This window comes from Pseudomonas putida S13.1.2, assembly GCF_000498395.2.
GTDB lineage: Bacteria > Pseudomonadota > Gammaproteobacteria > Pseudomonadales > Pseudomonadaceae > Aquipseudomonas > Aquipseudomonas putida_Q.
The window spans coordinates 3,798,179-3,821,751 of record NZ_CP010979.1; the positions used below are offsets into that span (position 1 = coordinate 3,798,179).

The window sequence follows — 23,573 nt, forward strand, 5'->3', positions numbered from 1 at the left end:
GCTAACGGCAGATCTGCCAGCGCCCCATGTCCAAATGGAAGTGATTATGGTGCGCGGTGTTGTAATTCGGCCCCAGTACCGTGCTGAAGCTCTCGCAAGCCGCCTGCTGCACCTGCCGCAAGAATTCTGCCTTCTGCCCGCCCGCCTGCCAGTCACGCGCCAGCACGATGCGCCGGCCGTCCTGCAGTCGAAAGCCGCTGATGTCCAGCGCATTTGCCGTAGCGTGCTGGCTCAGGCGACCCTGCTTGCGGTGGTAGACATTGCGGCAGGCAAAACTGCCCAGGTGATCGACCTGCGTGACCGGTTGGCCCAGCACCCGCTGCGCCACCGGCTGCAAGCCATGGTTTTCGAAAAGTGCATAGGCCACCGCCAGCGGGCAACTGGCCAGGAAGCTGCTGCTTAGCCGCGCCTGGCCGCCCTCGATACGCCATACGTTCTGTAACGGGCAGTTGGCCGAAGCCGGGCTGTCGGCTTGCGCCCGGTAGCGCAGCTGACTGGTTTCCAGCGCCTGGCGGCACAGTGCCGGGTCATCGCGCAGGCGTGCAAGCTTGTACGGTGTCAGCAGATTGGGCGGCTGGCGCACATCCAGCGGCGCCCAGGGGTTCCACACGGCAGGCAGCCGCCAGCCGAAGTGCCAGGCCAGGCCGGCCAGCACCAGCAGGCCGGCCAGCAGCGCCAGCACTGCCCGCATCAGCGGCGGAACAGGTCGTTGAGCTGGGCGAACGGCAGTGCCTGCTCACCATAGCTGAACGTACCCTCGTTGCGAATTTCCAGCGCGGCACGGTGAAAGGCCCCCAGTGCGGCACGGGCCAGCGACGAGCCGACGCTGATGCGGCGTACGCCCAAGTCCTGCAACTGGTTCACGCTCAGCGGTACACCCGCCATGCCCATCAGCACATTCACCGGCCGCGGTGCGACCGCCTGCACCACCGCACGCACTTCCTCAACGGTGCGCAGCCCGGGGGCATAGAGCACATCGGCACCGGCCTCGGCATAGGCTTGCAGGCGCAGGATGGTGTCGTCGAGGTCCATGCGGCCGTGCAGCAGGTTCTCTGCCCGGGCGCACAAGGTGAACGGGAACGGCAGGCTACGCGCAGCCTGCACGGCGGCGCGCACGCGCTCCACGGCTAGCCCGAGGTCATAGATGGGCGCATCACTGCGGCCACTGGCATCTTCGATGGAGCCGCCTACCAGGCCGATTTCAGCAGCACGCAAGATGGTCTGGGCACAATCTTCAGGCATGTCGCCGAAGCCGTTCTCAAGGTCCGCAGCCACCGGCAACGCAGTGGCATCGACGATCTCGCCGGCATTGTCCAGGGTATCGTCCAGGCTCAAGGCGCCTTCGGCGTCTGGCCGGCCCAGGCTGAAGGCCAGGCCGGCACTGGTGGTGGCCAGCGCCTCGAAACCCAGGCTGGCGAGCAGCTTGGCGGAGCCGGCATCCCACGGGTTGGGGATGACGAACGCGCCTTCGCGCTCGTGTAAAGCCTTGAAGGCTTCGGCTCGCAGGGTTTGCACATCCATGGTTCAACCTCCGGCAGTCAGGGAAAGGTCAGAGTAAGCCCAGTTGTTCGACCTCGGGCGCGCGCGGCAATTCCGGCAAAGGTGCAAGACCTGGCAGGCGTGCCATCAGGCGTTGATGGAAACGCTGGGCCAACGCCGCAGCCAGGCGATTGTCCGAGGTGTGCAGGAATATGTAGGGGTTGCGGCCTTCTTCGATCCAGTCGGCGACTTTCTCTACCCAGGGGCTGAGGAAGGAGTGATTGGCCTCCAGCTCCGGGTGGCCGATGAAGCGCACCTGTGGGTGCTGGCTGAAGGCCGCGGGGCGCGGTGGCACCTTGGGCTTCTTGGATTGCGCGTGCAGCACGGCAGGGTCGCGCGAGGCGCAGCTGAACAACGCACGCGGGTCCAGGCAGATGCGCTCCACGCCGCGTTCGTGCAGCAGGCGGTTGAGCAGGCGTTCTTCTTCACCTTTGGCGAAGAAGGCCTGGTTGCGCACTTCCACGGCCACCGGCAGGCCGATTTCGTCGAGGAAGTGGCAAAGCTCGCCCAAGCGCGCCGGGCCGAACTGGGCCGGCAACTGCAGCCAGTACGGCGAAACGCGCTTGCCCAGCGGGGCCATCAGCCGCGTGAAGTCGAAGGCCGGCTCCAGTTGATCACGCAGGTCACCTTCATGGCTGATGTCCCTGGGAAACTTGGCGGTGAAGCGGAAGTGCTCGGGCATCACCTGCGCCCAGCGGGCAATCGTGCCCGGGGCGGGGCGTGCATAGAAGGTGGTATTGCCCTCGACGGCGTTGAACACCTGGCTGTAGAGGCCAAGCATTTCGTTGCTGCTGGCGTCGGCGGGATACAGGTAGTCGCGCCAGGCGTTTTCGCTCCAGGACGGGCAACCGAGAAAATAAGGCAGTGGTGGTGGACTCATCCACTAAATGTACAGGTCGAGCCCCAGTACTTCCATGTCCCAATCGGTGAAACCGGCGGTGCTCAGGTAGCTGGCCAATGCAGTGGCGGTGCGCCGGTCACGGGCGCGGGGGAAGACCATGTCTTGCTGGCGGGCTGGCAGGCCACCGCTGCGACGGCGGGCGGTGGCTTCCAAGGGTGCGGCCTGGTTGTCTTCGATTACCTCGGCATCATCGATGGCCTCGTCACGCGCCGCTGCCTTGCGCGGGGTGCGCTTGACCGGATAGGACTGCGATGAGAAACCGTCGATACGCATGGCATGAGCACTCAGGACCAATGATGGCAATTTAGCAGCATCAGGGTTCCGTCGCTAATGCTTGAGTGATAACTGGACCACAGATCGCGCAAAAGGTTTTAGAGTGATCGGCGATAACCGACGAACTGCACTCAGTGCTTCTTGGGCGTGGCTACATTATCGCGCAGATACACCGGTTGCGCCTGCTCGGCAACGATTGCCTCGCCACGCGCCCAGGCGAAGGTGGCCAGGCTGAGAATGTCCAGCGCATTGGGCAAGGCGCCGGGGTTGCTGGCCGCCACCTGGACCGCCAGGCGCTCGGCGTAGCCCCATCCGGTACCGGCACCGAACCACTCGCCACTGCTGCCCGCCGGCAGCGCTACCTGCTCGGGCGGCAACACCGCTTCGCGGCCGACCAGGCGCATTTCGCCCGCCGTGGCCTGGTAGCAGCCCCAGTACACTTCATCCATGCGTGCATCGATGGCAGCCGCCACCTGCTGCACGCCCTGCTCGCGCAAGGCACCCTGGGCCAGTGCGGCCAGGTTGGACACCGGCAGCACCGGGCGCTCCAGCGCGAAGGCCAGGCCCTGGACCACACCGATGGCGATACGCACGCCGGTGAAGGCACCAGGGCCACGGCCGAAGGCGATGGCATCCAGTGCATTCAGCGCGACGCCGGATTCGGCCAGCAGCTGCTTGATCATTGGCAGCAGCTTCTGCGCGTGCTGACGTGGGATCACCTCGTAATGGCTGGTTACCTTGCCGTCATGCAGCAGCGCGACGGAACAGGCTTCGGTGGCGGTATCCAGGGCCAGCAGGGTGGTCATCGAACGGGTATCCAGGTGCGAATGAAAAGAGCGGCAGTATAGAGCAGCAGCGGCGTTGTGTCCCGAGGGGGCGCTGTGCGGCCTTTGCAGGCGGTCTACACAACATGGCCTTGACGCGATCCCTGTAGGAGCGGCCTTGCGTCGCGATGGGGCGCGTAGCGGCCCCACGATTTCAGCTTCGCCGCAGAAATTGCCGGGGCCGCTTGGCGGCCCATCGCGACGCAAGGCCGCTCCTACAGGGACCGCGCCAGGCCGTGGATTGCAGCCCTGAAACGACAACGGCCCGCTAGCGGGCCGTTGTCGGGGGGCGTCAGGCGCTGATCAGCTCAGGGCTGCCAAGACCTTGGCAGTGATGGCGTCAACCGAACCGACACCTTCGATGTGGCTGTACTTCGGCTTGCCGGCATTGGCTGCCGACAGCTTCTGGTAGAACTCCACCAGCGGCTTGGTCTGGGTGTGGTAGACCGACAGGCGATGACGAACGGTTTCTTCCTTGTCGTCGTCGCGCTGGATCAGGTCTTCGCCCGTCACGTCGTCCTTGCCTTCCACTTTCGGCGGGTTGTACTGAATGTGGTAGGTGCGGCCCGAGGCCAGGTGCACGCGGCGACCCGCCATGCGGCCGACGATTTCTTCGTCGTCCACGGCGATTTCGACCACGGCGTCAATGTCGACACCGGCCGCGACCATGGCTTCGGCTTGCGGGATGGTGCGTGGGAAACCGTCGAACAGGCAGCCATTGGCGCAATCAGGCTGGGCGATGCGCTCCTTGACCAGGCTGATGATCAGCTCGTCGGAGACCAGCTGGCCGGCATCCATGACTTGCTTCAGCTCCAGGCCCAGCGGGGTGCCGGCCTTGACGGCAGCACGCAGCATGTCGCCGGTGGAGATCTGTGGAATACCGAACTTTTCGGTGATGAACTTTGCCTGAGTACCTTTACCGGCCCCGGGAGCTCCCAGCAGAATTACGCGCATCTTGTGCTCCTCAAATTTTTTTATGAAATTCAATGGATTCGGCAACCAGGGCCAAGTCCGGAAAATCGGGTATGACCATAAAACGGTCAGAAGGCTGCTCAAGATACACAGCGCCCGGCAGCCATACAAGCGTCCCAAAGTTGCAGGAAAGCGCCACTTGTAGCCGACCGGGCAGGTGGTTGCGCCCGGCGCAACCACCCTTCCCTTACCCGTGCATGGCCTGCACGCCACTCACACTGACTGGCCTGGGCCTCCCCTCAGCCGGTATTGCGCAGCCCGGCGGCAATACCCGCCACGGTCACCAGCAAGGCCTGCTCCAACGGGCTGTCCAGAGCGGCTTCGCGGCTGCGCGAGCGGGCCAGCAACTCGGCCTGCAGGCGGTGCAGCGGGTCCAGGTAGGTGTTGCGCAGGCTGATGAATTCCAGCGTCTCGGGGCTGTGCGCCAGTAGTACCTGCTGCCCGGTCAGCCCCAGCACCACCTGGCAAGACTGCGACAATAGGTCGCGCAGGTGTGCACCTAAAGGAAGCAGGTGCGGTTGCACCAGACGTTCGTCGTAGGCCTCGGCAATTTGCGCATCGGCCTTGGCCAGCACCATTTCCAGCATGTCGATGCGGGTGCGGAAGAACGGCCATTGCTCGCGCATCTGCGCCAGCAACTCACCCTGGCCACGGGCCAAGGCGTTGCTCAGCGCGGTTTCCCAGCCCAGCCAGGCCGGCAGCATCAACCGGGTCTGGGTCCAGCCAAATATCCACGGGATGGCCCGCAGGCTCTCGATCCCCCCGGCGCGGCGCTTGGCCGGGCGGCTGCCCAGCGGCAGGCGCCCCAGTTCCTGTTCTGGCGTCGACTGGCGGAAATACTCGACGAAATCGGGGTTGTCGCGCACTACGCTGCGGTAAGCCTTGACGCCATCGGCAGCCAGCTGGTCCATCACCTCGCGCCAGGCCGGCTGCGGGGGCGGAGGTGGCAACAGCGTGGCTTCGAGCACAGCGGCCAGGTACAGGTTGAGGTTTTGCTCGGCAATAGCCGGCAAACCGAACTTGAAACGAATCATTTCGCCCTGCTCGGTGGTGCGGAAACGCCCCGCCACCGACCCCGGTGGTTGCGACAGGATCGCCGCGTGGGCCGGGCCACCACCGCGGCCTACCGTACCGCCCCGGCCGTGGAACAGCAGCAGTTCGACCTGATGCTCGGCACAGATGCGTACCAGGTTTTCCTGGGCCCGGTACTGCGCCCAGGCCGCCGCTGTGGTACCGGCGTCCTTGGCCGAGTCGGAGTAGCCGATCATCACTTCCTGCGGGCCGCGCAGCCCGGCCCGGTAACCCGGCAGGCCGAGCAGGCGCTGCATTACCGGGCCGGCATTGTCCAGGTCGGCCAAGGTTTCGAACAGCGGTACCACACGCATGGGGCGGGTCAGCCCGGCTTCCTTGAGCAGCAGCTGCACCGCCAGCACATCCGAAGCGGCACCAGCCATGGAAATCACGTAGGAGCCCAGCGAGGCAGCGGGCGCGGCGGCAACCTCCCGGCAGGTTGCCAGCACCTCGGCGGTATCTGCCTGCGGCCTGAAGTGCGCGGGCAACAGCGGCCGGCGGTTTTTCAGTTCGGCTTGAAGGAATTCGATGCGGCGGTCTTCATCCCAGTCGGCATAGCGGCCCAGGCCCAGGTAGTCGGTGATTTCGGTCAGCGCGTCACGGTGGCGGGCAGCGTCCTGGCGTACGTCCAGGCGGCCCAGGAAAAGGCCGAAAGTGACGGCGCGGCGCAGGCAGTCGAGCAACGGGCCTTCGGCGATAACGCCCATGCCGCATTCGTGCAGCGACTGGTAGCACAGCTCCAGCGGCGCAATCAGGTCGCGGTTATCCACCAGCACTTCGGCGCTGGCCGGTTGGCTGCTGGTCAAAGCGGTATGCGCCCAGGCACGCGTTGCCCGCAGGCGGTCGCGCAATTGCTTGAGCACGGCGCGGTAGGGTTCGGCACTGTCGCCCACCCGTTCGCGCAAAGCGGCGCTGGCCTGCTGCATGGACAACTCGGCGGCCAGTGCATCGATGTCGCGCAGGAACAGGTCGGCGGCCATCCAGCGCGCCAGCAACAGCACCTCGCGGGTGACCGCGGCAGTCACGTTGGGGTTGCCATCACGGTCCCCGCCCATCCACGAGGCAAAGCGGATCGGCGCGGCTTCCAGCGGCAGGCGCAGGCCGGTGGCTTCCAGCAGGGCCTGGTCGACCTTGCGCAGGTGGCTGGGGATCGCGTGCCACAGCGAATGCTCGATCACCGCGAAGCCCCACTTGGCTTCGTCTACCGGGGTCGGCCGGGTGCGGCGGATTTCTTCGGTGTGCCAGGCCTCGGCAATCAGCCGGCGCAGGCGTACACGTACTTGAAGGCGTTCGTCCGGGGTCAGGTCGCGGTGGTCCTGGGCAGCCAGTTGGCCGGCAATGGCATCGTACTTCTGGATCAAGGTGCGACGAGCCACCTCGGTGGGGTGTGCGGTGAGCACCAGCTGGATGTCGAGCTTGGCCAGCTGCCGGGCCAGGGCATCGTTGCTGTGCCCGGCTTGCTTCAGGCGCGCCAGCAGCTCGGGCAATACCCGCGCTTCGAAAGGTTCGGGCTGGCCGACGTCGCGGCGGCGGATCAACTGGTACTGCTCGGCCATGTTGGCCAGGTTGAGGAACTGGTTGAAGGCCCTGGCCACGGGCAGCAAGTCTTCTTCGGCAAGGTCGGCCAGGGTGGACGTCAGTTGCTCGCCAGGGCCACGGCGGTCGGCCTTGGCACTGTGGCGGATGTCCTCGATTTTCTGCAAGAACGCATCGCCATGCTGCTGGCGAATGGTTTCGCCGAGCAGCTCACCCAACACATGGACATCTTCACGCAAACGCACATCGATATCGGTCATTGGCCCTCTCTCCGTTGCATCCCTTTCGGGCTCCACGCGATCCCTGTGGGAGCGGGCATGCCGGCGAACACCGGCACAGCCGGTGCCAGGCACCGCGTTTTGATTCTTCGCGGGCATGCCCGCTCCCACAGGCACTGCATCTGCACTGAAGAGTGCCCCCAGCCGAGCGGCAATGGCAAGCCGTGTTCGGCCAAAGCAAACTAAAGTGAAAGCACAGCACTCCCATGCAATGCAGCCTTAACAGGCGTCAACAGAGGTCATCATGAAAATCCGTGAACTCGCCCAGCACTGGGAACAGAATGCCGCCGGTACCCTCAGCCGCACGGGCCATGTATTGCATCTGGACCTGGAGTCCGAGGCGCGCCTGGCCGCGCTGATCGACATGTACCCCAAGCGCACCGCCGAGGAACTGCTCGGCGAACTGGTGGCGGCCGCCCTCGAAGAGCTGGAAGCCAGCTTCCCCTATGTGCAGGGTCGCCAGGTCATCGCCACCGATGAAGAAGGCGACCCGCTGTATGAAGATGTCGGCTCTACGCCGCGCTTTCTCTCCCTCTCCAGACAACACCTGCACAGCCTGAGCACCACCGGCGACGACAGCGACAAATAACTGCCCGCCCCACCGTTCCGGGTCTCGCCAAGGCCCGGAATACCGCTCCAACCCGTGAAAGTTCCAGCCAGCACTCACTGACCAATCAGTCAGAAATAATTCCCCTCTTACCGCACTTTTTTCTGAACCATTCTGAAAACGGTCGAGTCGGAGCCAATAGCCATCACGCTAAAACCCTGCACACTGCCCTCGTGCACCGTTCAGCTGAAGCGCTCGGTTTTGTCAGGGATTAAGCGATGGACTGCTACGGACATCGTCGTTATCAGGAGTGATCCAATGGAGCTGACCACCATGAAGACCCGCACTAGCAAACTGTCATCTACTCACGTGCGCGGGTTCAAGCTGGCCGCGCTGGCCCTGGGCAGTAGCCTGGTCCTGGCCGGCTGTGCGGGCAACCCGCCCACCGAGCAGTATGCCGTTACCCAATCCGCCGTGAACTCTGCCGTCAGCGCGGGTGGCACCGAGTTCGCTGCCGTGGAAATGAAAGCGGCCCAGGACAAGTTCAAGCAAGCCGAAATCGCCATGCACGACAAGAAGTACGACGAGGCCAAGCGCCTGGCCCAACAGGCCGAGTGGGACGCACGCCTCGCCGAACGCAAGGCCCAGGCGGCCAAGGCCCAGAAGGCCGTGCAGGATGCCCGCCAGGGCGTTCAGGACGTACGTGAGGAAGGCCTGCGCAGCGCTCAGTGAGCCCTGCCCCGCCAACCTTAGCCTTCGCACTCGATCAAAGGATGAACACTATGCGCAAACACGTCATGATTCCCGCCCTGCTGGCCCTCAGCGTTGGTCTTGCTGCCTGCTCGCACGACCCTAACGCCAACCTCGAGTCGGCCCGCACCAACTTCTCCTCGCTGCAGAGCGACCCGCAATCGAGCAAGGTCGCGGCGCTGGAGACCAAGGACGCCCAGGACTGGCTGAACAAGGCAGACAAGGCCTACATGGACCGTGAAGACGAGAAGAAGGTCGACCAACTGGCCTATCTGACCAACCAGCGTGTCGAAGTGGCCAAGCAGACCATTGCCCTGCGTACTGCCGAAGGTGAGTTGAAGAACGCCTCGGCCCAGCGCGCACAGGCCAAGCTGGACGCCCGCGACGCCCAGATCGCCAAGCTGCAGGACAGCCTCAATGCCAAGCAGACCGACCGCGGCACGCTGGTGACCTTCGGCGACGTGCTGTTCGACTTCAACAAGGCCGAACTCAAGAGCAACGCCTACCCGAACATCACCAAGCTGGCCCAGTTCCTTCAGGAAAACCCGGAACGCAAGGTGATCGTAGAGGGCTACACCGACAGCGTCGGCTCGGCCAACTACAACCAGACCCTGTCCGAGCGCCGCGCCAACAGCGTGCGCATGGCACTGGTACGTGCCGGCGTCGACCCGGCGCGCGTCGTTTCCCAGGGCTATGGCAAGGAGTACCCGGTAGCGGACAACGGCAGCAACTCGGGCCGTGCGCAAAACCGTCGCGTGGAGGTAACCATCTCCAACGACAACCAACCGGTAGCACCCCGTTCGGTGAGCCAGATTCAGCAGTAAGTCTGGCTGGCTGAAAAGAAAGCCCCGCGTTCGACGCGGGGCTTTTTTTTGCCTGTACCGGCCTCTTTGCGGGCACGCCCGCTCCCACAGGTACGGTGCTTGTTTCGAGCTTTGCGCAATCCCTGTGGGAGCGGGCATGCCCGCGAAGGGGTCGGCACAGGCAGTAGGGATAATGGCTCACTTCACCTGCTGCGGGGTTTCCTCGCCCATGCAGCGCACCGCACGCTTGCGGTTGTCCACCAGCACGCCGGTCAGGCCTTTCTGCCCGGTGTCGAACAACACCAGCACGCCATCGACGCACTGGGCCACTTGCGGCGCCGGGTCCAACGAAACTTTATAGTCCTCGCCGGGGATGGTCTTGAGCATGGTGAAGTCCTGCAGCAACAGGGCATCCTCGGGTTTGGCAAAATGCAGGTAACCGTAGTACCACAAGGCCCCCACCGTCACGATGATGCTGCCGACGCCGGTCAGGATCAGCGGGATGGCGTTGCGTTCTTCACTCATTGCTTGTTCTTCTCGTCAGGGAAATTGGGCACTTCGGCAAGCCGCCGCAGGCCGTTGAAATGGCTAGGGTCGTCGAGGAAACGCAGCATCACCTGGCGCCATGTGGGGTCGGCGAAGGTCTGCACGTGGCCACCACGGGTCAGTTGCAGCACCCGCGGCGGTGGCGCGTGCTGGTACAGGCGAATACCGTTGTCCATCGGCACCAGGTTGTCGTCAATGCTATGGAAAAACAGCTTGGGCGGGCTGCTCAGCTGCTCGATCGAATGGATTGCGCTGTCGCCGTCCGGCACCAGCCACGACAGCGGCACCTGCAACGGCCAGGTCATCCAAGAGGTGCTGAGGGCAAAGCGCCCGACCGACCGGTAACTGGCTGGCACGCCATCGAACACCAGGGCACTGAAGCGCTGGCGCTGCTCGGGGTGGGCCGCCAGGTAGTGAATGGCCATGGCCCCGCCAAGGCTCTGCCCCAGCAGCACCAGGGGCTTGCCCTTTACCTCGGGCGCCTGGTCCAGCCAGGCCATGGCGGCGCCGATATCTTCGTACACCTCTGGCAGGCTCGGCGTCCCCTGCGACAGGCCATAGCCGCGGTAATCGATCATCAGCACCTGATAGCCCTGCTCCGGCAGCCAGTAGCTGCCACCCAGGTGCCCCGGCAGGTTGCCACCGTTACCGTGCAAGTGCAGTACCGTACCCTTGACCTCGACGCCGGCCTTGGCCGGCAACCACCAGCCGTGCAGGCGCAGGCCGTCCGACGTGACAAGGGTGACATCGCGGTAGGCGAGCTTGGCCCGCTCGGGGGTGAACGCCTGACCAGGTTCGGGGTAGAACAGCAAGCTGCTGCAGCCACTCAGGCCCAACAGCAGCAAGCCAAGCGCCAGCAGGCGGCAGCGCTCAGAGAATGTTCGCGTAGTCGGCTTCAATACGGTCCAGGCTCAGGTGGTTGAGGAAGTTGGAGAAACACATCCAGGCCGACAGCGCGTTAAGGTCGCGAAACTGCTCGGGCAGGTACTTGGGCGGCTCCACCAGGCCCTCCTCCACCAACTGGCGCAGGGTGCGCATGTCCTCGAGGGTGGTCTTGCCACAGAACAGCAAGGGGATCTGTTCGAGCTTGCCCTTCTTCACGGCCAACTGAATGTAGTTGTAAACCATGATGAAGCCTTTGAGGTAGGACAAGTCCTTGGTGAATGGCAGGCCATTGGGCACCGAGCCGCGGAATACCCGGCTGGCGTTGCTGTAGCTCTGCGCAACCTCGAAGCCTTGCCCACGGAAAAAATCAAACACCTGGAGGAAATCGGCGCCCTCCTCGACCATGTGGATGGCGCGGGTGCGGTTGGTGAGCTTGCGCAGGCGGCTGGGGTAGGAGGCGAAGGCAATCACCTCCATGAGGATGGCCAGGCCTTCCTGGGTGACCGTGGACGAGGGCGGGCCCTTGGCCAGGAAGGTGCAGATCGGCTGGTTCAGGCCATTGAGCGTGGTGCCGACATGCACCAGCCCTTCGTGCACCTCCAGGGCGCGGACATCGCGGGCGTTGAACATGGCATCGGCGCGCACCTTGATGTAGTCGGCACCGGCAGCGGCATCGGCGACGATGCCGTCGGACTCGAATACGCGAATGGTTCCCTCGGCCTCGCCGAACACCGTGTTCAGCCGGCGCTGGAGGATCTCCACGGCCTCCTTGGCGGTAAGGTTCTTCGGCTCGTCCTTCAGGTCGCCACGGCCATCGATGTTGTTCAGGTAGTCCGACAGCATCAGGCCAAGGTCGGCCAGGGTCGGGTCACCGGCATGGAAGGCATCGGAGGCAGCGCCATACAGTTCCTGGGAGATCAGGCCGAAGTCCTCGGTACCGCGCGCTTCAAGCATCCGCACCACCATGCGGTATTCGCGGCACATGCGTTTCATGATCTGCCCGACCGGGTTGAACTGGCCCAGCTGGCGGATGATGTCGCGCTCGATGCCCTGGAACTCGGCCTTGACCGCGCCGGAGTCGAACGACAGCGGGCGCGACTGGTAATAGGCACGGTCGACGGCCGGCGGCTCCTTGCCCTTGGCCTTGAGGAAGCCCTGACGAATGTTTTCGTCCCATTTCACCGCGTCCAGCACCCGGATCGGGGTCTGCGCCGCAACGATGCGGTCGGACAGGGCACGGATGGTTTGCTGGTATTCGTCCACCGGGGACTCCTTATTGCAACAATGAGCCAAGCCTTGTGTTGCCTGTGCTGGCCTCTTCGCGGCTAAAGCCGCTCCCACAGGGACCGCACAGGTCTCAAGCCTGATGCAGTGCCTGTGAGAGCGGCTTTAGCCGCGAAGAGGCCGCAACAGGTAACTACTTGCCAGTACGCTGGAACCGCGCCACTTCGACGAACAGGTCGGAATTGGCCGGGTCGTCCAGGTAGGCCAGCACCCGCGCCGACGGGCTATCGATCAGCACGCCGTCGCCGTTGTCTTCAGGCACCTCGGTGCTGCGCCCGGTCAGTTCCTTCTTGTCCACCGCCTGCTGCACCTGTTCGACATCCAGGTTGTAGACCACCAGCTCCTTGCCCTCGACGATGTCGAAACCGCCGATCAGGAAGTTGCCCCCCAGGCGTTTGGGCACGCCGGCCGACAGGTACCAGCGGTTACCGTGGCGCGACACGGTGAATACGTATTCCTCAGGGGCCTTGCCCTTGGCCGTGGCCACCGCCTTGTAGGCATCGCCGCCGCTGCGACTGATGGTCAGCTTCAACGGCTCGCCCCAAGCGTCCTTGCTGCTCCACTTGCCGAGCAGGGCCTTGGGCGCCGCCTGGTTGCTGGGCAAGGGCTCATGGAAGGTCACCAGACAACCGCCCAGCAGCAGGAATGACAGAGTCAACAACACCACACGCCAGGCTTTCATCAGGTTCTCCTTGAAAAATCGGTCTCGGCTCAAGCCGATGCCAGCACCAGCTGCAGGTATCGGGTAAGCATAGCGAGCATCTGCCCATCGGCTTGCGCGTTCGCATCCTTGAGCAGGCCCTGATATTCCATCTGCACGATAATCGCCGTCAACATCTGGGCGTCCTGTTCCGGTTGCCGCGACCCCACCACCTGCAGCAATTGCCGGGTGCCGTGCAGCAGGATCTGCTCGTGGGCACGCACCAGTTCCGCCAGGCGTGGGCACAGCAGCGCCTCCTGGCGGAAGGCCTGCTCGGCCATGAGGAAGTCGCGGCGGTTCAGCAGTTGCCGTTGCACATAGTCGGCAGTCATGCGCGCCACTTCATCAGCCAGCCGCGCCCGTGCCTGCGGGCTGCCGTCGCCCTGGGCCAGCAACTGGCGCAACACCACTTCGGTGTTGGCCCACAGTTTGGCCATGTAGGCGGCACTGCGCTCGACATACTGGGCGAAGGTGTCGGTGAGCAGGTCCTCGATGTCCTTGAAGTAGTAGGTGGTGGCCGACAGCGGCACAGCGGCCTCGGCGGCTACCGCACGGTGGCGCACACCGCGTACACCATCGCGTACAACGATGCGCATGGCGGCGTCGAGGATCAGCTGGCGGCGCTGTTCGCTGCCTTGGCGGGCAGTCTTGCGGCCTTGGTATTGCACGCTTTCGGCGACGGCGGTAGCGATGCCGGCGGCGCCTTGGTCAGGCATGGCGGGTGTCACGGGGATACCTCACGGTTCAAGTCATCTGCGGCCTGCACTGGCCTCATCGCCGGCAAGCCAGCTCCCACAGGCCCGCACAATAGTCAGGACCTGTGCAGTACCTGTGGGAGCTGGCTTGCCGGCGATAGGGCCAGTACAGACAACATAAAGCTTCAGGCAAGAAAAAGCCGCCTCGAAAGGCGGCTTGTTCAATTCACTCAGGCCTGTGGACGCATGTGCGGGAACAGGATCACGTCGCGGATCGACGGCGAGTTGGTCAGCAGCATTACCAGGCGGTCGATGCCGATGCCTTCACCGGCGGTCGGCGGCATGCCGTACTCCAGCGCACGCACGAAGTCGGCGTCGTAGTGCATGGCTTCGTCGTCACCCGCGTCCTTCTCGGCCACCTGGGCCAGGAAGCGCTCGGCCTGGTCTTCGGCATCGTTGAGCTCGGAGTAGGCATTGGCGATTTCGCGGCCACCGATGAACAGCTCGAAGCGGTCAGTAACGGCCGGATTGTCGTCGTTGCGACGGGCCAGCGGCGACACTTCGAACGGGTACTCGGTAATGAAGTGCGGCTGCTCCAGCTTGTGCTCGACCAGCTCTTCGAAAATCATCACCTGCAGCTTGCCCAGGCCTTCGTGGCCGAGCACCTTGGCACCGGCCTTCTTGGCGATGTCGCGGGCGCGGTCAACGTCCTGCAGGTCGGCTGCGGTCAGTTCCGGGTTGTACTTGAGGATCGAGTCGAACACCGACAGGCGCACAAACGGCTCACCGAAGTGGAACACCTTGTCGCCATACGGCACGTCGGTCGACCCCAGCACCAGCTGCGCCAGCTCGCGGAACAGTTCCTCGGTGAGGTCCATGTTGTCGCGGTAGTCGGCGTAGGCCTGGTAGAACTCGAGCATGGTGAATTCAGGGTTGTGACGCGTCGAAACACCTTCGTTACGGAAGTTGCGGTTGATCTCGAACACCTTTTCGAAGCCCCCCACCACCAGGCGCTTGAGGTACAGCTCCGGCGCGATACGCAGGAACATGGCCATGTCCAGGGCGTTGTGGTGGGTTTCGAACGGCTTGGCCGCGGCGCCACCCGGGATGGTCTGCAGCATCGGCGTCTCGACTTCGAGGAAGTCACGCTCGATGAGGAACTTGCGAATGTGCGAGATCACCTGCGAACGCACACGGAAGGTGTGGCGGGTTTCTTCGTTGACCATCAGGTCGACGTAACGCTGGCGGTAGCGCTGCTCGGTATCGGTCAGGCCGTGGTGCTTGTCGGGCAGCGGGCGCAGCGACTTGGTCAGCAGGCGCACGTTGGTCATTTCGACGTACAGGTCGCCCTTGCCGGAACGGGCCAGGGTGCCTTCGGCGCTGATGATGTCGCCCAGGTCCCAGGTCTTGACTGCGGCCAGGGTTTCTTCCGGCAGGGTCTTGCGGTTGACGTAGACCTGGATGCGACCGGTCATGTCCTGGATCACCATGAACGAGCCACGGTTGAGCATGATACGGCCGGCAACCTTGACCGGGATCGCGGCTGCTTCCAGCTCTTCCTTGGTCTTGTCCGCGTACTGTTTCTGCAGGTCGTTGCAGTAGCTGTCGCGACGGAAGTCGTTGGGGAAGGCGTTGCCCTTGGCGCGCTCGGCGGCAAGTTTTTCCTTGCGCAGGGCGATCAGGGCATTTTCTTCCTGTTGCAGGTCTTGCGATTCGGTCTTGAGGTCGCTCATGTCGTCATTCTTTCCATCAGGTATTCGTTGCCCTTTTCGGGCAGGGCACGCGATACCGGCGGGTAGCCAGGTATCGCGGCAGTGGAGTGCGGCTTACAGCCCTTGCTTGAGGCTTGCTTCCAGGTACTGGTCAAGGTCGCCGTCCAGCACTTTCTGGCAGTCGCTGCGCTCTACGCCTGTGCGCAGGTCTTTGATGCGCGAGTCATCCAGTACGTAGGAACGGATCTGGTGGCCCCAGCCGATGTCCGACTTGCTGTCTTCCAGCGCCTGCGAAGCGGCGTTGCGCTTCTGCATTTCCAGCTCGTACAACTTGGCCCGCAGCATTTTCATGGCGGTGTCTTTGTTGGCGTGCTGGGAACGTTCGTTCTGACACGCCACCACGGTGTTGGTCGGCACGTGGGTGATACGTACGGCCGAGTCGGTGGTGTTCACGTGCTGACCACCGGCACCGGAGGAGCGGTAGGTGTCAATGCGCAGGTCGGACGGGTTGATCTCGATCTCGACCTTGTCGTCGATTTCGGGCGATACGAACACCGCCGAGAACGAAGTGTGGCGACGGGCACCGGAGTCGAACGGGCTCTTGCGCACCAGGCGGTGCACACCGATTTCGGTACGCAGCCAGCCGAAGGCGTACTCGCCCTTGATGTGCACGGTGGCGCCCTTGATGCCGGCGACTTCACCTTCGGAAAGCTCGATGATGGTGGCGTCGAAACCGCGCTTGTCGGCCCAGCGCAGGTACATGCGCAGCAGGATGTTGGCCCAGTCCTGCGCCTCGGTACCACCGGAGCCGGCCTGGATATCCAGGTAGGCGTTGTTCATGTCCATTTCGCCGCTGAACATGCGACGGAACTCAAGCTGGGCCAGGGATTCTTCCAGGCCCTGCAGCTCGGTCTCGACGTCGCCGACAGCGCTTTCGTCCTCTTCCTCGACGGCCATGTCGAGCAGGTCCTTGCAGTCCGACAGACCGTTGGACAGCTTGTCCAGGGTCTCGACGACCTGTGCCAGCATGGCACGCTCGCGGCCCAGGGCCTGGGCGTACTCGGGCTTGTTCCAGACGTTGGGGTCTTCCAGCTCGCGGTTGACTTCGATCAGGCGGTCATGCTTGTGATCGTAGTCAAAGATACCCCCGAATGGACTGGGAACGCTCGGTGAGGTCCTTGATGGTGTTCAGGATCGGTTGGATTTCCATGGGCTGGCTACTCGTGCGAATTCGGTGAAAAGCCCGCGAGTATAACCGAGTCCGCTGCTGGGCGGCAGACCCGCCGGGCGGTCGCATTCGTAGAACGTATCACCGCCTTTGTAGGAGCGGCCTTGTGTCGCGATGCGCAGCGCAGCGGCCCCCTGCGATATTTGCTGCGTAGCTGAAATTCTGGGGCTGCTGTGCAGCCCATCGCGACACAAGGCCGCTGCTACAACGGTCCGCGCACCGCTTCTCAGGCGATGCCGACCTGGTTACGCCCGCTGTTCTTGGCCTGGTACAAGCCTTTGTCCGCCGCCGAGATCAACTGCCGGCAGTGGCTGCCGACGGCCGGGGTGTGGGTGGCCAGGCCAATGCTCACGGTCAGGCGCGCATCGGCCACCGGCGCGGTATGCGGGATGCCGAGGCCCAGCACCGTCTGGCGCAGCTTCTCAGCCACCAGGCGCGCCCCGCCGGGCGAGGTGTTGGGCAACACCAGGGCAAACTCCTCGCCGCCATAGCGCGCCGGCAGGTCGGTCGGCCGCGAGCACGAGCCACGGATCGCCTCGGCCACCTGGCGCAAGGCCTCGTCGCCGGCCAGGTGGCCGAAGCTGTCGTTGTAGGCCTTGAAATAATCCACATCGATCATCAGCAACGACAGCTGCTGCTGTTCACGCATGGCCCGGCGCCATTCCAGCTCCAGGTACTCGTCGAAGTGGCGGCGGTTGGACAGCCCGGTCAGGCCGTCGGAGTTCATCAGCCGCTGCAGCATCAGGTTGGAATCGAGCAACTGCTGCTGGCTGACGCGCAGGGCGCGGTAGGCCTCGTCGCGTTGCAACAGGGTGAGGTACGAGCGTGAGTGATAGCGAATGCGCGCGACCAGCTCGATGGTATCCGGCAGCTTGACCAGGTAGTCGTTGGCCCCGGCGGCAAACGCCGCGCTCTTCACCAGCGGGTCTTCCTTGGTCGACAGAACGATGATCGGGATGTCCTGGGTGGCCGGGTTGTTGCGGTATTCGCGCACCAGGGTCAAGCCGTCCAGGCCAGGCATGATCAGGTCCTGGAGGATGACCGTGGGCTTGATGCGCATGGCCTGGACCACCGCCTGGTGCGGGTCGGCACAGAAGTGGAAGTCGATGTTGTCTTCATTGGCCAGACCACGCCGCACCGCCTCGCCGATCATGGCCTGGTCGTCGACCAGCAGCACCATCGCCGAGTTCTCGTTGGTGGTGGCAAAACCTTCGATCGGTAATTCATTCATACCTGTTCACCCGATCACTGCCGGCGTGGCGGCGTGATTCAATACATTTCGTCATTTTGCGAAAAAGTCCATCAAGCGCCCGGCGATGCGTTCCAGCGGGCGAATTTCCACCGCAGCATCAATGGCCGCAGCGGCCTTGGGCATGCCGTACACCGCACTGCTGGCCTGGTCCTGGGCAATGGTCAGAAAGCCCTGCTGACGCATCAGCTTCAGGCCCTGGGCGCCGTCGCGGCCCATGCCGGTGAGTAGCACGCCTACCGCATCGCCATTCCAGTAACGTGCCACGCTTTCGAAGAACACGTCGATCGATGGCCGGTAGATTTCATTGACAGGCTCGGCAGTGTAGGCCAGTTGGCCATTCTGTAGCAGGCGAATGTGGTGGTTGGTGCCTGCCAGCAACACCTGGCCCGGCTGCGGCGGCTCGCCTTCGCGGGCCAGGCGCACCGGCAGGCCTGCTGCGCTGCTGAGCCATTCGGCCATCCCGGCGGCAAACACCTGGTCCACATGCTGGACCAACACGATGGCTGCCGGGAACGCTGCGGGCAAACCCTTGAGCAGCACTTCGAGCGCCGCCGGGCCACCCGCCGACGAGCCGATCGCCACCAGCCCGCGACGCTGCGAAGCCTCGCGCAACGGCGCGGCAACCGGCCTGGCGGCTGGGCTGCGCTGCTGGCCGACCAACCAGCCGATATTGAGGATCTTGCGCAGCAGCGGTGCCGCTGCTTCGCGGGGGTCGCCAGCGCCCAGCGCGGGGGTGTCGACCACGTCCAGGGCGCCGTGGCCCATGGCCTCGAACACGCGGTGCACGTTCTGTTGGCGGTCCACCGTGACGATGACGATGGCGCACGGGGTTTCGGCCATGATCCGCCGGGTGGCCTCCACACCGTCCATCACCGGCATGATCAGGTCCATCAGGATCAGGTCTGGCAGTTGCTCGGCGCAACGCTGCACCGCCTCGGCGCCATTGCTGGCCACCCACACCACCTGGTGTGCAGGCTCCAGGGCGACCGCACGGCGTAGCGCCTCGACGGCCATAGGCATGTCATTGACGATGGCGATCTTCATCCTTGAGCCCCCCCGATCAGCTCGACTACAGCCTCCAGCAACGCATCGTCGTGGAAACTGGCCTTTGCCAAATAGTAGTCGGCGCCTGCATCCAGGCCACGCCGTCGGTCTTCCTCACGGTCTTTATAGGACACCACCATTACCGGCAGCGATTGCATGCGCTGGTCGCGGCGTACCAAGGTCACCAGCTCGATGCCGTCCATGCGCGGCATGTCGATGTCGGTGATCAGCAGGTCGAAATCCTCGCTGCGCAGGGCGTTCCAGCCATCCATGCCATCTACCGCCACCGCCACGTCGTAGCCGCGGTTGCCCAGCAGCTTACGTTGCAGCTCGCGCACGGTCAGCGAATCGTCGACCACCAGAATGCGTTTACGGGCCACGCCGCGGGCACCGCTGCTACCGCGCTCGACGCGTTCCAGGCTGCCGGTGCTGAGCAGTTTTTCCACCGAGCGCAGCAAATCTTCGACATCGACGATCAGCACCACCGAGCCGTCATCGAGCAAGGCGCCCGAGGAAATGTCCTGCACCTTGCCAAGCCGCGGGTCGAGTGGCATCACCACCAGCACCCGCTCGCCCACCAGACGCTCCACGGCCACGCCGTACAGTTGCTCACGCTCGCGGATCACCACCACCCGCAGGCTGGCTTCATCGCTTTGCCCGGCCGGGCGGTTGAGCAACTGGCTGGCCGCCACCAGGCCGATATGCCGGCCTTCATGCCAGAAGTGCTGACGCCCTTCAATCTGTACGATCTGCTCGGCGGTCACTTCCAGCGTGCGCTCGATATGGGCCAGCGGGAAGGCGTAGGCCTCACCGCCCACCTCGACAACCAGGCTGCGCACCACCGACAGGGTCAGCGGCACCTGCAGGTGAAAGCGACAGCCCTGCCCCGCCATCTGGGTCAGCTCTATCGAGCCGCGCAGCTCGCGGACCATGTGCTGCACCGCATCCAGCCCCACACCGCGCCCGGACACCTCGGTGACCTTGTCGCGCAGGCTGAAGCCAGGCAGGAACAGGAACGTCAGCAACTCCGCATCGCTCATTCGCGCCACTGTGTCGGCGGGCGACAGGGCACGCTCGACGATGCTGCTGCGCAGGCGCTCAAGGTCGATACCGGCGCCATCGTCGATCAGCTCCAGGCTGAGCATGCCGGCCTGGTGCGACGCCCGCAGGCGGATCACACCCTCGTCCGGCTTGCCCGCCAGCAGGCGCCGCTCGGGCAGTTCGATCCCGTGGTCGACGGCATTGCGCAACAGGTGGGTCAGCGGTGCTTCGAGCTTTTCCAGCACATCGCGATCGACCTGGGTCTTCTCCCCTTCCACCACCAACCGCACCGGCTTGCCCAGCGAACGGCCCAGGTCGCGGACCATACGGCTCTGCCCGGTCAGCACGTCGGCAAACGGCCGCATACGGCAAGCCAGCGCCGTGTCATACAGCAACTGCGCACGCTGGCTGGCCTGCCAGCCGAACTCATCCAGGTCGGCCGCCTGCTGCTGCAGGATCTGCTGGGTTTCGGCCAGCAGACGTTGGGTTTGCGCCAGGGCCTCGAGCACCTCGCTGCTCTGGCCGCTGTCCTCCAGCTGCATGCGCAAGCCGTCGAGCGCCTGCATGCCTTGGCCGTGCATGCGCTTGAGGCGCTGCAGGGTGGCCAGGTAAGGCTTGAGCCGCTGGGTTTCCACCAGCGACTTGCTGGACAGGTCGAGCAGGCTATTGAGGCGGTCGGCGGTAACCCGCAATACCCGCTCGGCACCTTCGCCAGCGCGCTTGCCAGCCTTGCGCTGCAGAATCGGCTCGGGCTCGGGCTCTGGTTCCGGCGGTTCGGTTGGCAATACCAGTGGTGCAGGCGGCAAGGTAGCCAGCGGCGGCTGTGGTACCACGGGTGCAGCCAACGGCTGCGCAGGCACGGCTGCACCCGGGTCGAGCAGGCTGGCCATCTGCGCAAGAAACACCGGCAAGGTCGCCTGCGCCCCGGCATCGCCTGGCGTGGCGATACGCATCAGCAGGTCGGTGCCCTGCAACAGCGCGTCGATGTGCTCGGCGGTGAGCCGCAGGCGGCCTTCCTGGGCCGCCACCAGGCAATCTTCCATGACGTGGGCGACACTGACGCCAGCATCCACCCCGACGATGCGCGCTGCCCCCTTGAGTGAGTGAGCGGCACGCATGCACGCCTCAAGCTGGTCGGCCTGGGTGGGGTTGCGCTCCAGTGCCATCAGCCCGGCACTGAGCACCTGGGTCTGCGCCTCGGCCTCCAGGCTGAACAGTTCGAGCAACGATGCGTCGCGCATTTGCTCTGGGGTCATGACAGGCTCCGCTGCACGGCAGACAGTAAGTGTTGATCGTCCAGCACCCGCACGCTGCGGCCGCGCCACTGCAGGACTGCGGCGGTAAAGCGCGTGGCGTCCTGGCCGCTGCCCAGCAGCAGTGGGTCTAGCCGGTGAATACCGTCGATTTCCTCAACGGCCATCACTACCGGCCCTCCCTCGGCCGCCAGAATCAGCATGCGTGGCATGGCCCGACCGCCACGTTGCTCGACGGTGCCGGCCTGCACACCCAGCAAGTCAGCCAGTGACAGGCACGGCACCAACGCACCGCGCACATTGGCAACCCCCTGCAGCAGCCGCGAGCGCTGGTGCGGCAGCGAATGCACAGCCTGCAACGGGGCGATTTCGGCCAGGCTGGCGGTGGCCAGCGCCAGCCACTCTTCGCCCAGGCGGAAAAGCAACATGGAGCGGCCGGTGTTTTCCTCGACCGGCTGTACCGCTGCAGCCTGGTGGTCCTGCATCAGCGCGTAGCGGTCGAGCAGCCGTGTGGCCGCAGCGGCATACACCTCGCAATTGCGGCAATGCACATGCCGCTCCAGCAGCGGGCACTGCTTGTCACCGTGCACGCCAATACGGTTCCAGCAGTCGTCGATGTGCGCGTCATCCTCGGCCAGCAACTGCATCGTCGAATCACTGTTCATCGTTCAGGCTCCCGGCCAGCCCGCGCCGCACGATCCTGCAGGCGCCGGGCGCCGGCCAGGTCGCCCTGGGCCGCCAGCAAGGCGGCCAGGTGCACCAGCGCCTCAGGGTGCTGTGGCTCCAGGTACAAGGCCTTGCGATAGTGGGTGAGCGCCTGCTGCGCATCGCCCTCGGTATCGCTGAGCAGCCCCAGCCAGTAGTACACCTGCGCCGACGGCGGATACTGGCCCAGGTACCGCTGGCATTCGCCACGCGCCTGCTCGCTGGCGCCGGCATTGGCCAGCCGGGCAATGCTGGCCAGCAACTCGCTGGCGCCCTCGTGCTTGTGCTGGCGGGCTGGCGCTGGCCTGGCCGCCACCGGCAGCACACGCAGCGGGCGCGGCACCGGCACGCTGGGCGGCGGATAACCTGGTGTGCGTAAAGTCGCCAGCGTACGCTGCGCAGGCTGGGCGGGTGCCGCCGGCAACGGGGCGCTGTCGCCCTCCTGGCGCACGTAGGCAAACGACTGGGCGATCCCCAGCGGACGCATGCCCAGGCGTGCCAACAAACTGCCTTCGGCCGGGCCGATGAACAGCACACCCTGTGGATGCAGCAGGCGCTTGAGCACTTCGAACACACGCTGTTGGGTAGGCACGTCGAAATAGATCAACAGATTGCGACAGAACACGAAGTCGTACAGGCCATCGCGGCTGGCCAACGCCGGGTCAAGCACATTGCCCACTTGCAGGCTGACCTGCTGGCGTACCCGCTCATGCAGGCGGTGGCCTTCGTCCAGCGCATCGAAATAGCGCTCGCGAAAGCCCAGTTCGCTGCCACGGAAGGCATTGCGGCCATACACAGCCTGCCCGGCCTTGGCGACCGAGCTGGGGCTGATGTCCATGCCATCAATCAGGAATGCACCCGGCGCCATGCCGGCGTCGAGCAAGGCCATGGCCAGCGAATAAGGTTCCTCGCCGGTCGAGCAAGGCAGGCTGAGCAATCGCAGCGGGCGCGCGCCCGCCAGGTGGGCCTGGCGTTTGTGGGCCAGGCTGGCCAGCGCTGTGAACGAGTCGGGGTATCGGAAAAACCAGGTCTCCGGGACGATCACCGCTTCAATCAGCGCCTGCTGCTCATCCGTCGACTGCTGCAGGCGCAGCCAGTAGTCGTCCAGGTCGATCGCGCCCATGGCCACGCAACGCTGGCGCAGCGCGCGTTCGACCATGGGCGCGCCCACCGACTCCACGTCCAGGCCAATACGCTCACGCAAGAAGCGGAAAAAACGCTGTTCGTTCATGTAGGCATCCCTGTCGGGTCTTGCGTGTACAGCAATTGGTGCACGGCGTCGGTCAGCAGGTCATTGACTTCGATGCGCTGCAGCAGGCCCAGAGCATCCTGGCGCACCGGGCCCAGGTAAGGCGCTTGGCCTGTATCCACCCCATAAGGCTGGAATTCGTCCGGTTGGCAACGCAGGGTTTCGGTGGCCTGTTCCAGAATCAGGCCAAGCTGCAGGCTGCCACGGTAGTGCACCAGCACCAGGCGGGTACTGGTGCGCTGCGCCGCGGGTTGGCCAAAACTCAGCGCAGCAAGGTCGATCACCGGGACCAGTTGGCCGCGATGGGCGAGGATGCCCGCGACCCAGGCAGGTGCCTGGGCAATCGGCTTGAGCGGCTGGCGCGGCAGCACCTCGATCACCTCGTGCACGCTCAGGGCAAAGCGCTGCTCCCTGAGGCGAAACTGCAGGTACAACGCGCCCTTGACGTTGTGCGCGGGTGCGGCGCGCAGTGGCAAGTCGTTCAT

General features: G+C 64.5%; 23 protein-coding genes. 3 read left to right on the forward strand and 20 right to left on the reverse strand.

Annotation, left to right across the window (positions count from 1 at the left end; genetic code table 11):
* Position 1 precedes the first annotated feature (1 nt).
* The 7 genes from N805_RS16770 to ppc all read right to left on the reverse strand — a co-directional run bounded on the left by N805_RS16770 (position 2) and on the right by ppc (position 7,376).
* Positions 2–691: an extensin family protein gene (locus tag N805_RS16770; RefSeq protein ID WP_019471061.1), complete on the reverse strand. Its 690-nt coding sequence runs from the start codon at positions 689–691 to the stop codon at positions 2–4.
* Positions 691–1,521, reverse strand: coding sequence for an isocitrate lyase/PEP mutase family protein (locus tag N805_RS16775; protein ID WP_019471060.1), 831 nt, complete (start codon positions 1,519–1,521; stop codon positions 691–693). The genes N805_RS16770 and N805_RS16775 overlap by 1 nt, the downstream gene beginning before the upstream one ends.
* A gap of 28 nt (positions 1,522–1,549) precedes the next feature.
* Positions 1,550–2,419, reverse strand: coding sequence for a DUF72 domain-containing protein (locus tag N805_RS16780; RefSeq protein WP_019471059.1), 870 nt, complete (start codon positions 2,417–2,419; stop codon positions 1,550–1,552).
* Between the two features lie 3 nt (positions 2,420–2,422).
* Positions 2,423–2,713, reverse strand: coding sequence for a hypothetical protein (locus tag N805_RS16785; protein WP_019471058.1), 291 nt, complete (start codon positions 2,711–2,713; stop codon positions 2,423–2,425).
* Between the two features lie 131 nt (positions 2,714–2,844).
* Complete coding sequence (tsaB, locus tag N805_RS16790; protein ID WP_019471057.1) at positions 2,845–3,519, reverse strand: tRNA (adenosine(37)-N6)-threonylcarbamoyltransferase complex dimerization subunit type 1 TsaB; 675 nt, start codon at positions 3,517–3,519, stop codon at positions 2,845–2,847.
* 321 nt (positions 3,520–3,840) lie between these two features.
* Positions 3,841–4,491 (reverse strand): adenylate kinase, encoded by a 651-nt coding sequence (adk, locus tag N805_RS16795; RefSeq protein ID WP_019472395.1) that lies wholly within the window; start codon positions 4,489–4,491, stop codon positions 3,841–3,843.
* Positions 4,492–4,748: 257 nt separating this feature from the next.
* Positions 4,749–7,376 carry a phosphoenolpyruvate carboxylase gene (gene ppc / locus N805_RS16800; protein WP_019472394.1) on the reverse strand — a complete coding sequence of 876 codons (2,628 nt, stop codon included), beginning with the start codon at positions 7,374–7,376 and terminating at the stop codon, positions 4,749–4,751.
* Positions 7,377–7,638: 262 nt separating this feature from the next.
* Between ppc and N805_RS16805 the strand changes: the two genes are divergently transcribed.
* The 3 genes from N805_RS16805 to N805_RS16815 all read left to right on the forward strand — a co-directional run bounded on the left by N805_RS16805 (position 7,639) and on the right by N805_RS16815 (position 9,515).
* Positions 7,639–7,983: a hypothetical protein gene (locus N805_RS16805; RefSeq protein WP_019472393.1), complete on the forward strand. Its 345-nt coding sequence runs from the start codon at positions 7,639–7,641 to the stop codon at positions 7,981–7,983.
* Positions 7,984–8,259: 276 nt separating this feature from the next.
* A complete protein-coding gene (locus N805_RS16810) occupies positions 8,260–8,673 on the forward strand; it encodes a DUF4398 domain-containing protein (protein ID WP_014592166.1) in 414 nt (137 codons plus the stop codon).
* A gap of 50 nt (positions 8,674–8,723) precedes the next feature.
* Positions 8,724–9,515: an OmpA family protein gene (locus tag N805_RS16815; protein ID WP_019472392.1), complete on the forward strand. Its 792-nt coding sequence runs from the start codon at positions 8,724–8,726 to the stop codon at positions 9,513–9,515.
* Between the two features lie 177 nt (positions 9,516–9,692).
* Here N805_RS16815 and N805_RS16820 read toward each other — a convergent pair whose 3' ends face one another.
* From N805_RS16820 to N805_RS16880, 13 genes are all read right to left on the reverse strand, one after another.
* Entirely contained in the window at positions 9,693–10,019 is a 327-nt protein-coding gene (locus N805_RS16820; RefSeq protein WP_019472391.1) for a hypothetical protein, read from the reverse strand.
* Positions 10,016–10,939 carry an alpha/beta hydrolase gene (locus N805_RS16825; protein ID WP_019472390.1) on the reverse strand — a complete coding sequence of 308 codons (924 nt, stop codon included), beginning with the start codon at positions 10,937–10,939 and terminating at the stop codon, positions 10,016–10,018. The genes N805_RS16820 and N805_RS16825 overlap by 4 nt, the downstream gene beginning before the upstream one ends.
* Complete coding sequence (locus tag N805_RS16830; protein WP_019472389.1) at positions 10,911–12,188, reverse strand: flavohemoglobin expression-modulating QEGLA motif protein; 1,278 nt, start codon at positions 12,186–12,188, stop codon at positions 10,911–10,913. The genes N805_RS16825 and N805_RS16830 overlap by 29 nt, the downstream gene beginning before the upstream one ends.
* Before the next feature lie 154 nt (positions 12,189–12,342).
* Complete coding sequence (locus N805_RS16835) at positions 12,343–12,891, reverse strand: hypothetical protein (RefSeq protein ID WP_019473755.1); 549 nt, start codon at positions 12,889–12,891, stop codon at positions 12,343–12,345.
* 29 nt (positions 12,892–12,920) lie between these two features.
* A complete protein-coding gene (locus N805_RS16840) occupies positions 12,921–13,625 on the reverse strand; it encodes a TetR/AcrR family transcriptional regulator (RefSeq protein WP_019473756.1) in 705 nt (234 codons plus the stop codon).
* A gap of 209 nt (positions 13,626–13,834) precedes the next feature.
* Entirely contained in the window at positions 13,835–15,337 is a 1,503-nt protein-coding gene (gene lysS / locus N805_RS16845; protein WP_012270790.1) for a lysine--tRNA ligase, read from the reverse strand.
* A 93-nt stretch (positions 15,338–15,430) separates the two neighbouring features.
* Positions 15,431–16,526 (reverse strand): peptide chain release factor 2 gene (gene prfB, locus N805_RS30550; RefSeq protein WP_155412698.1). Its coding sequence is split into 2 segments (ribosomal slippage): positions 15,431–16,453 and positions 16,455–16,526, totalling 1,095 coding nucleotides; the frame shifts between segments, so codons are not numbered across the junction.
* Positions 16,527–16,770: 244 nt separating this feature from the next.
* The gene (gene wspR, locus N805_RS16855; protein WP_019473632.1) at positions 16,771–17,775 is read right to left on the reverse strand and encodes a Wsp signal transduction system regulator diguanylate cyclase WspR; all 1,005 of its coding nucleotides are present in this window, start codon (positions 17,773–17,775) and stop codon (positions 16,771–16,773) included.
* A gap of 51 nt (positions 17,776–17,826) precedes the next feature.
* A complete protein-coding gene (wspF, locus tag N805_RS16860; RefSeq protein WP_019473631.1) occupies positions 17,827–18,840 on the reverse strand; it encodes a Wsp signal transduction system protein-glutamate methylesterase WspF in 1,014 nt (337 codons plus the stop codon).
* Positions 18,837–21,137, reverse strand: coding sequence for a hybrid sensor histidine kinase/response regulator (locus N805_RS16865; protein WP_019473630.1), 2,301 nt, complete (start codon positions 21,135–21,137; stop codon positions 18,837–18,839). The genes wspF and N805_RS16865 overlap by 4 nt, the downstream gene beginning before the upstream one ends.
* Entirely contained in the window at positions 21,134–21,799 is a 666-nt protein-coding gene (locus N805_RS16870) for a chemotaxis protein CheW (protein WP_019473629.1), read from the reverse strand. The genes N805_RS16865 and N805_RS16870 overlap by 4 nt, the downstream gene beginning before the upstream one ends.
* Entirely contained in the window at positions 21,796–23,070 is a 1,275-nt protein-coding gene (locus tag N805_RS16875) for a CheR family methyltransferase (RefSeq protein ID WP_019473628.1), read from the reverse strand. Before N805_RS16875 ends, N805_RS16870 begins: the two co-directional genes overlap by 4 nt.
* Positions 23,067–23,573 carry a chemotaxis protein CheW gene (locus N805_RS16880; protein ID WP_019473627.1) on the reverse strand — a complete coding sequence of 169 codons (507 nt, stop codon included), beginning with the start codon at positions 23,571–23,573 and terminating at the stop codon, positions 23,067–23,069. The genes N805_RS16875 and N805_RS16880 overlap by 4 nt, the downstream gene beginning before the upstream one ends.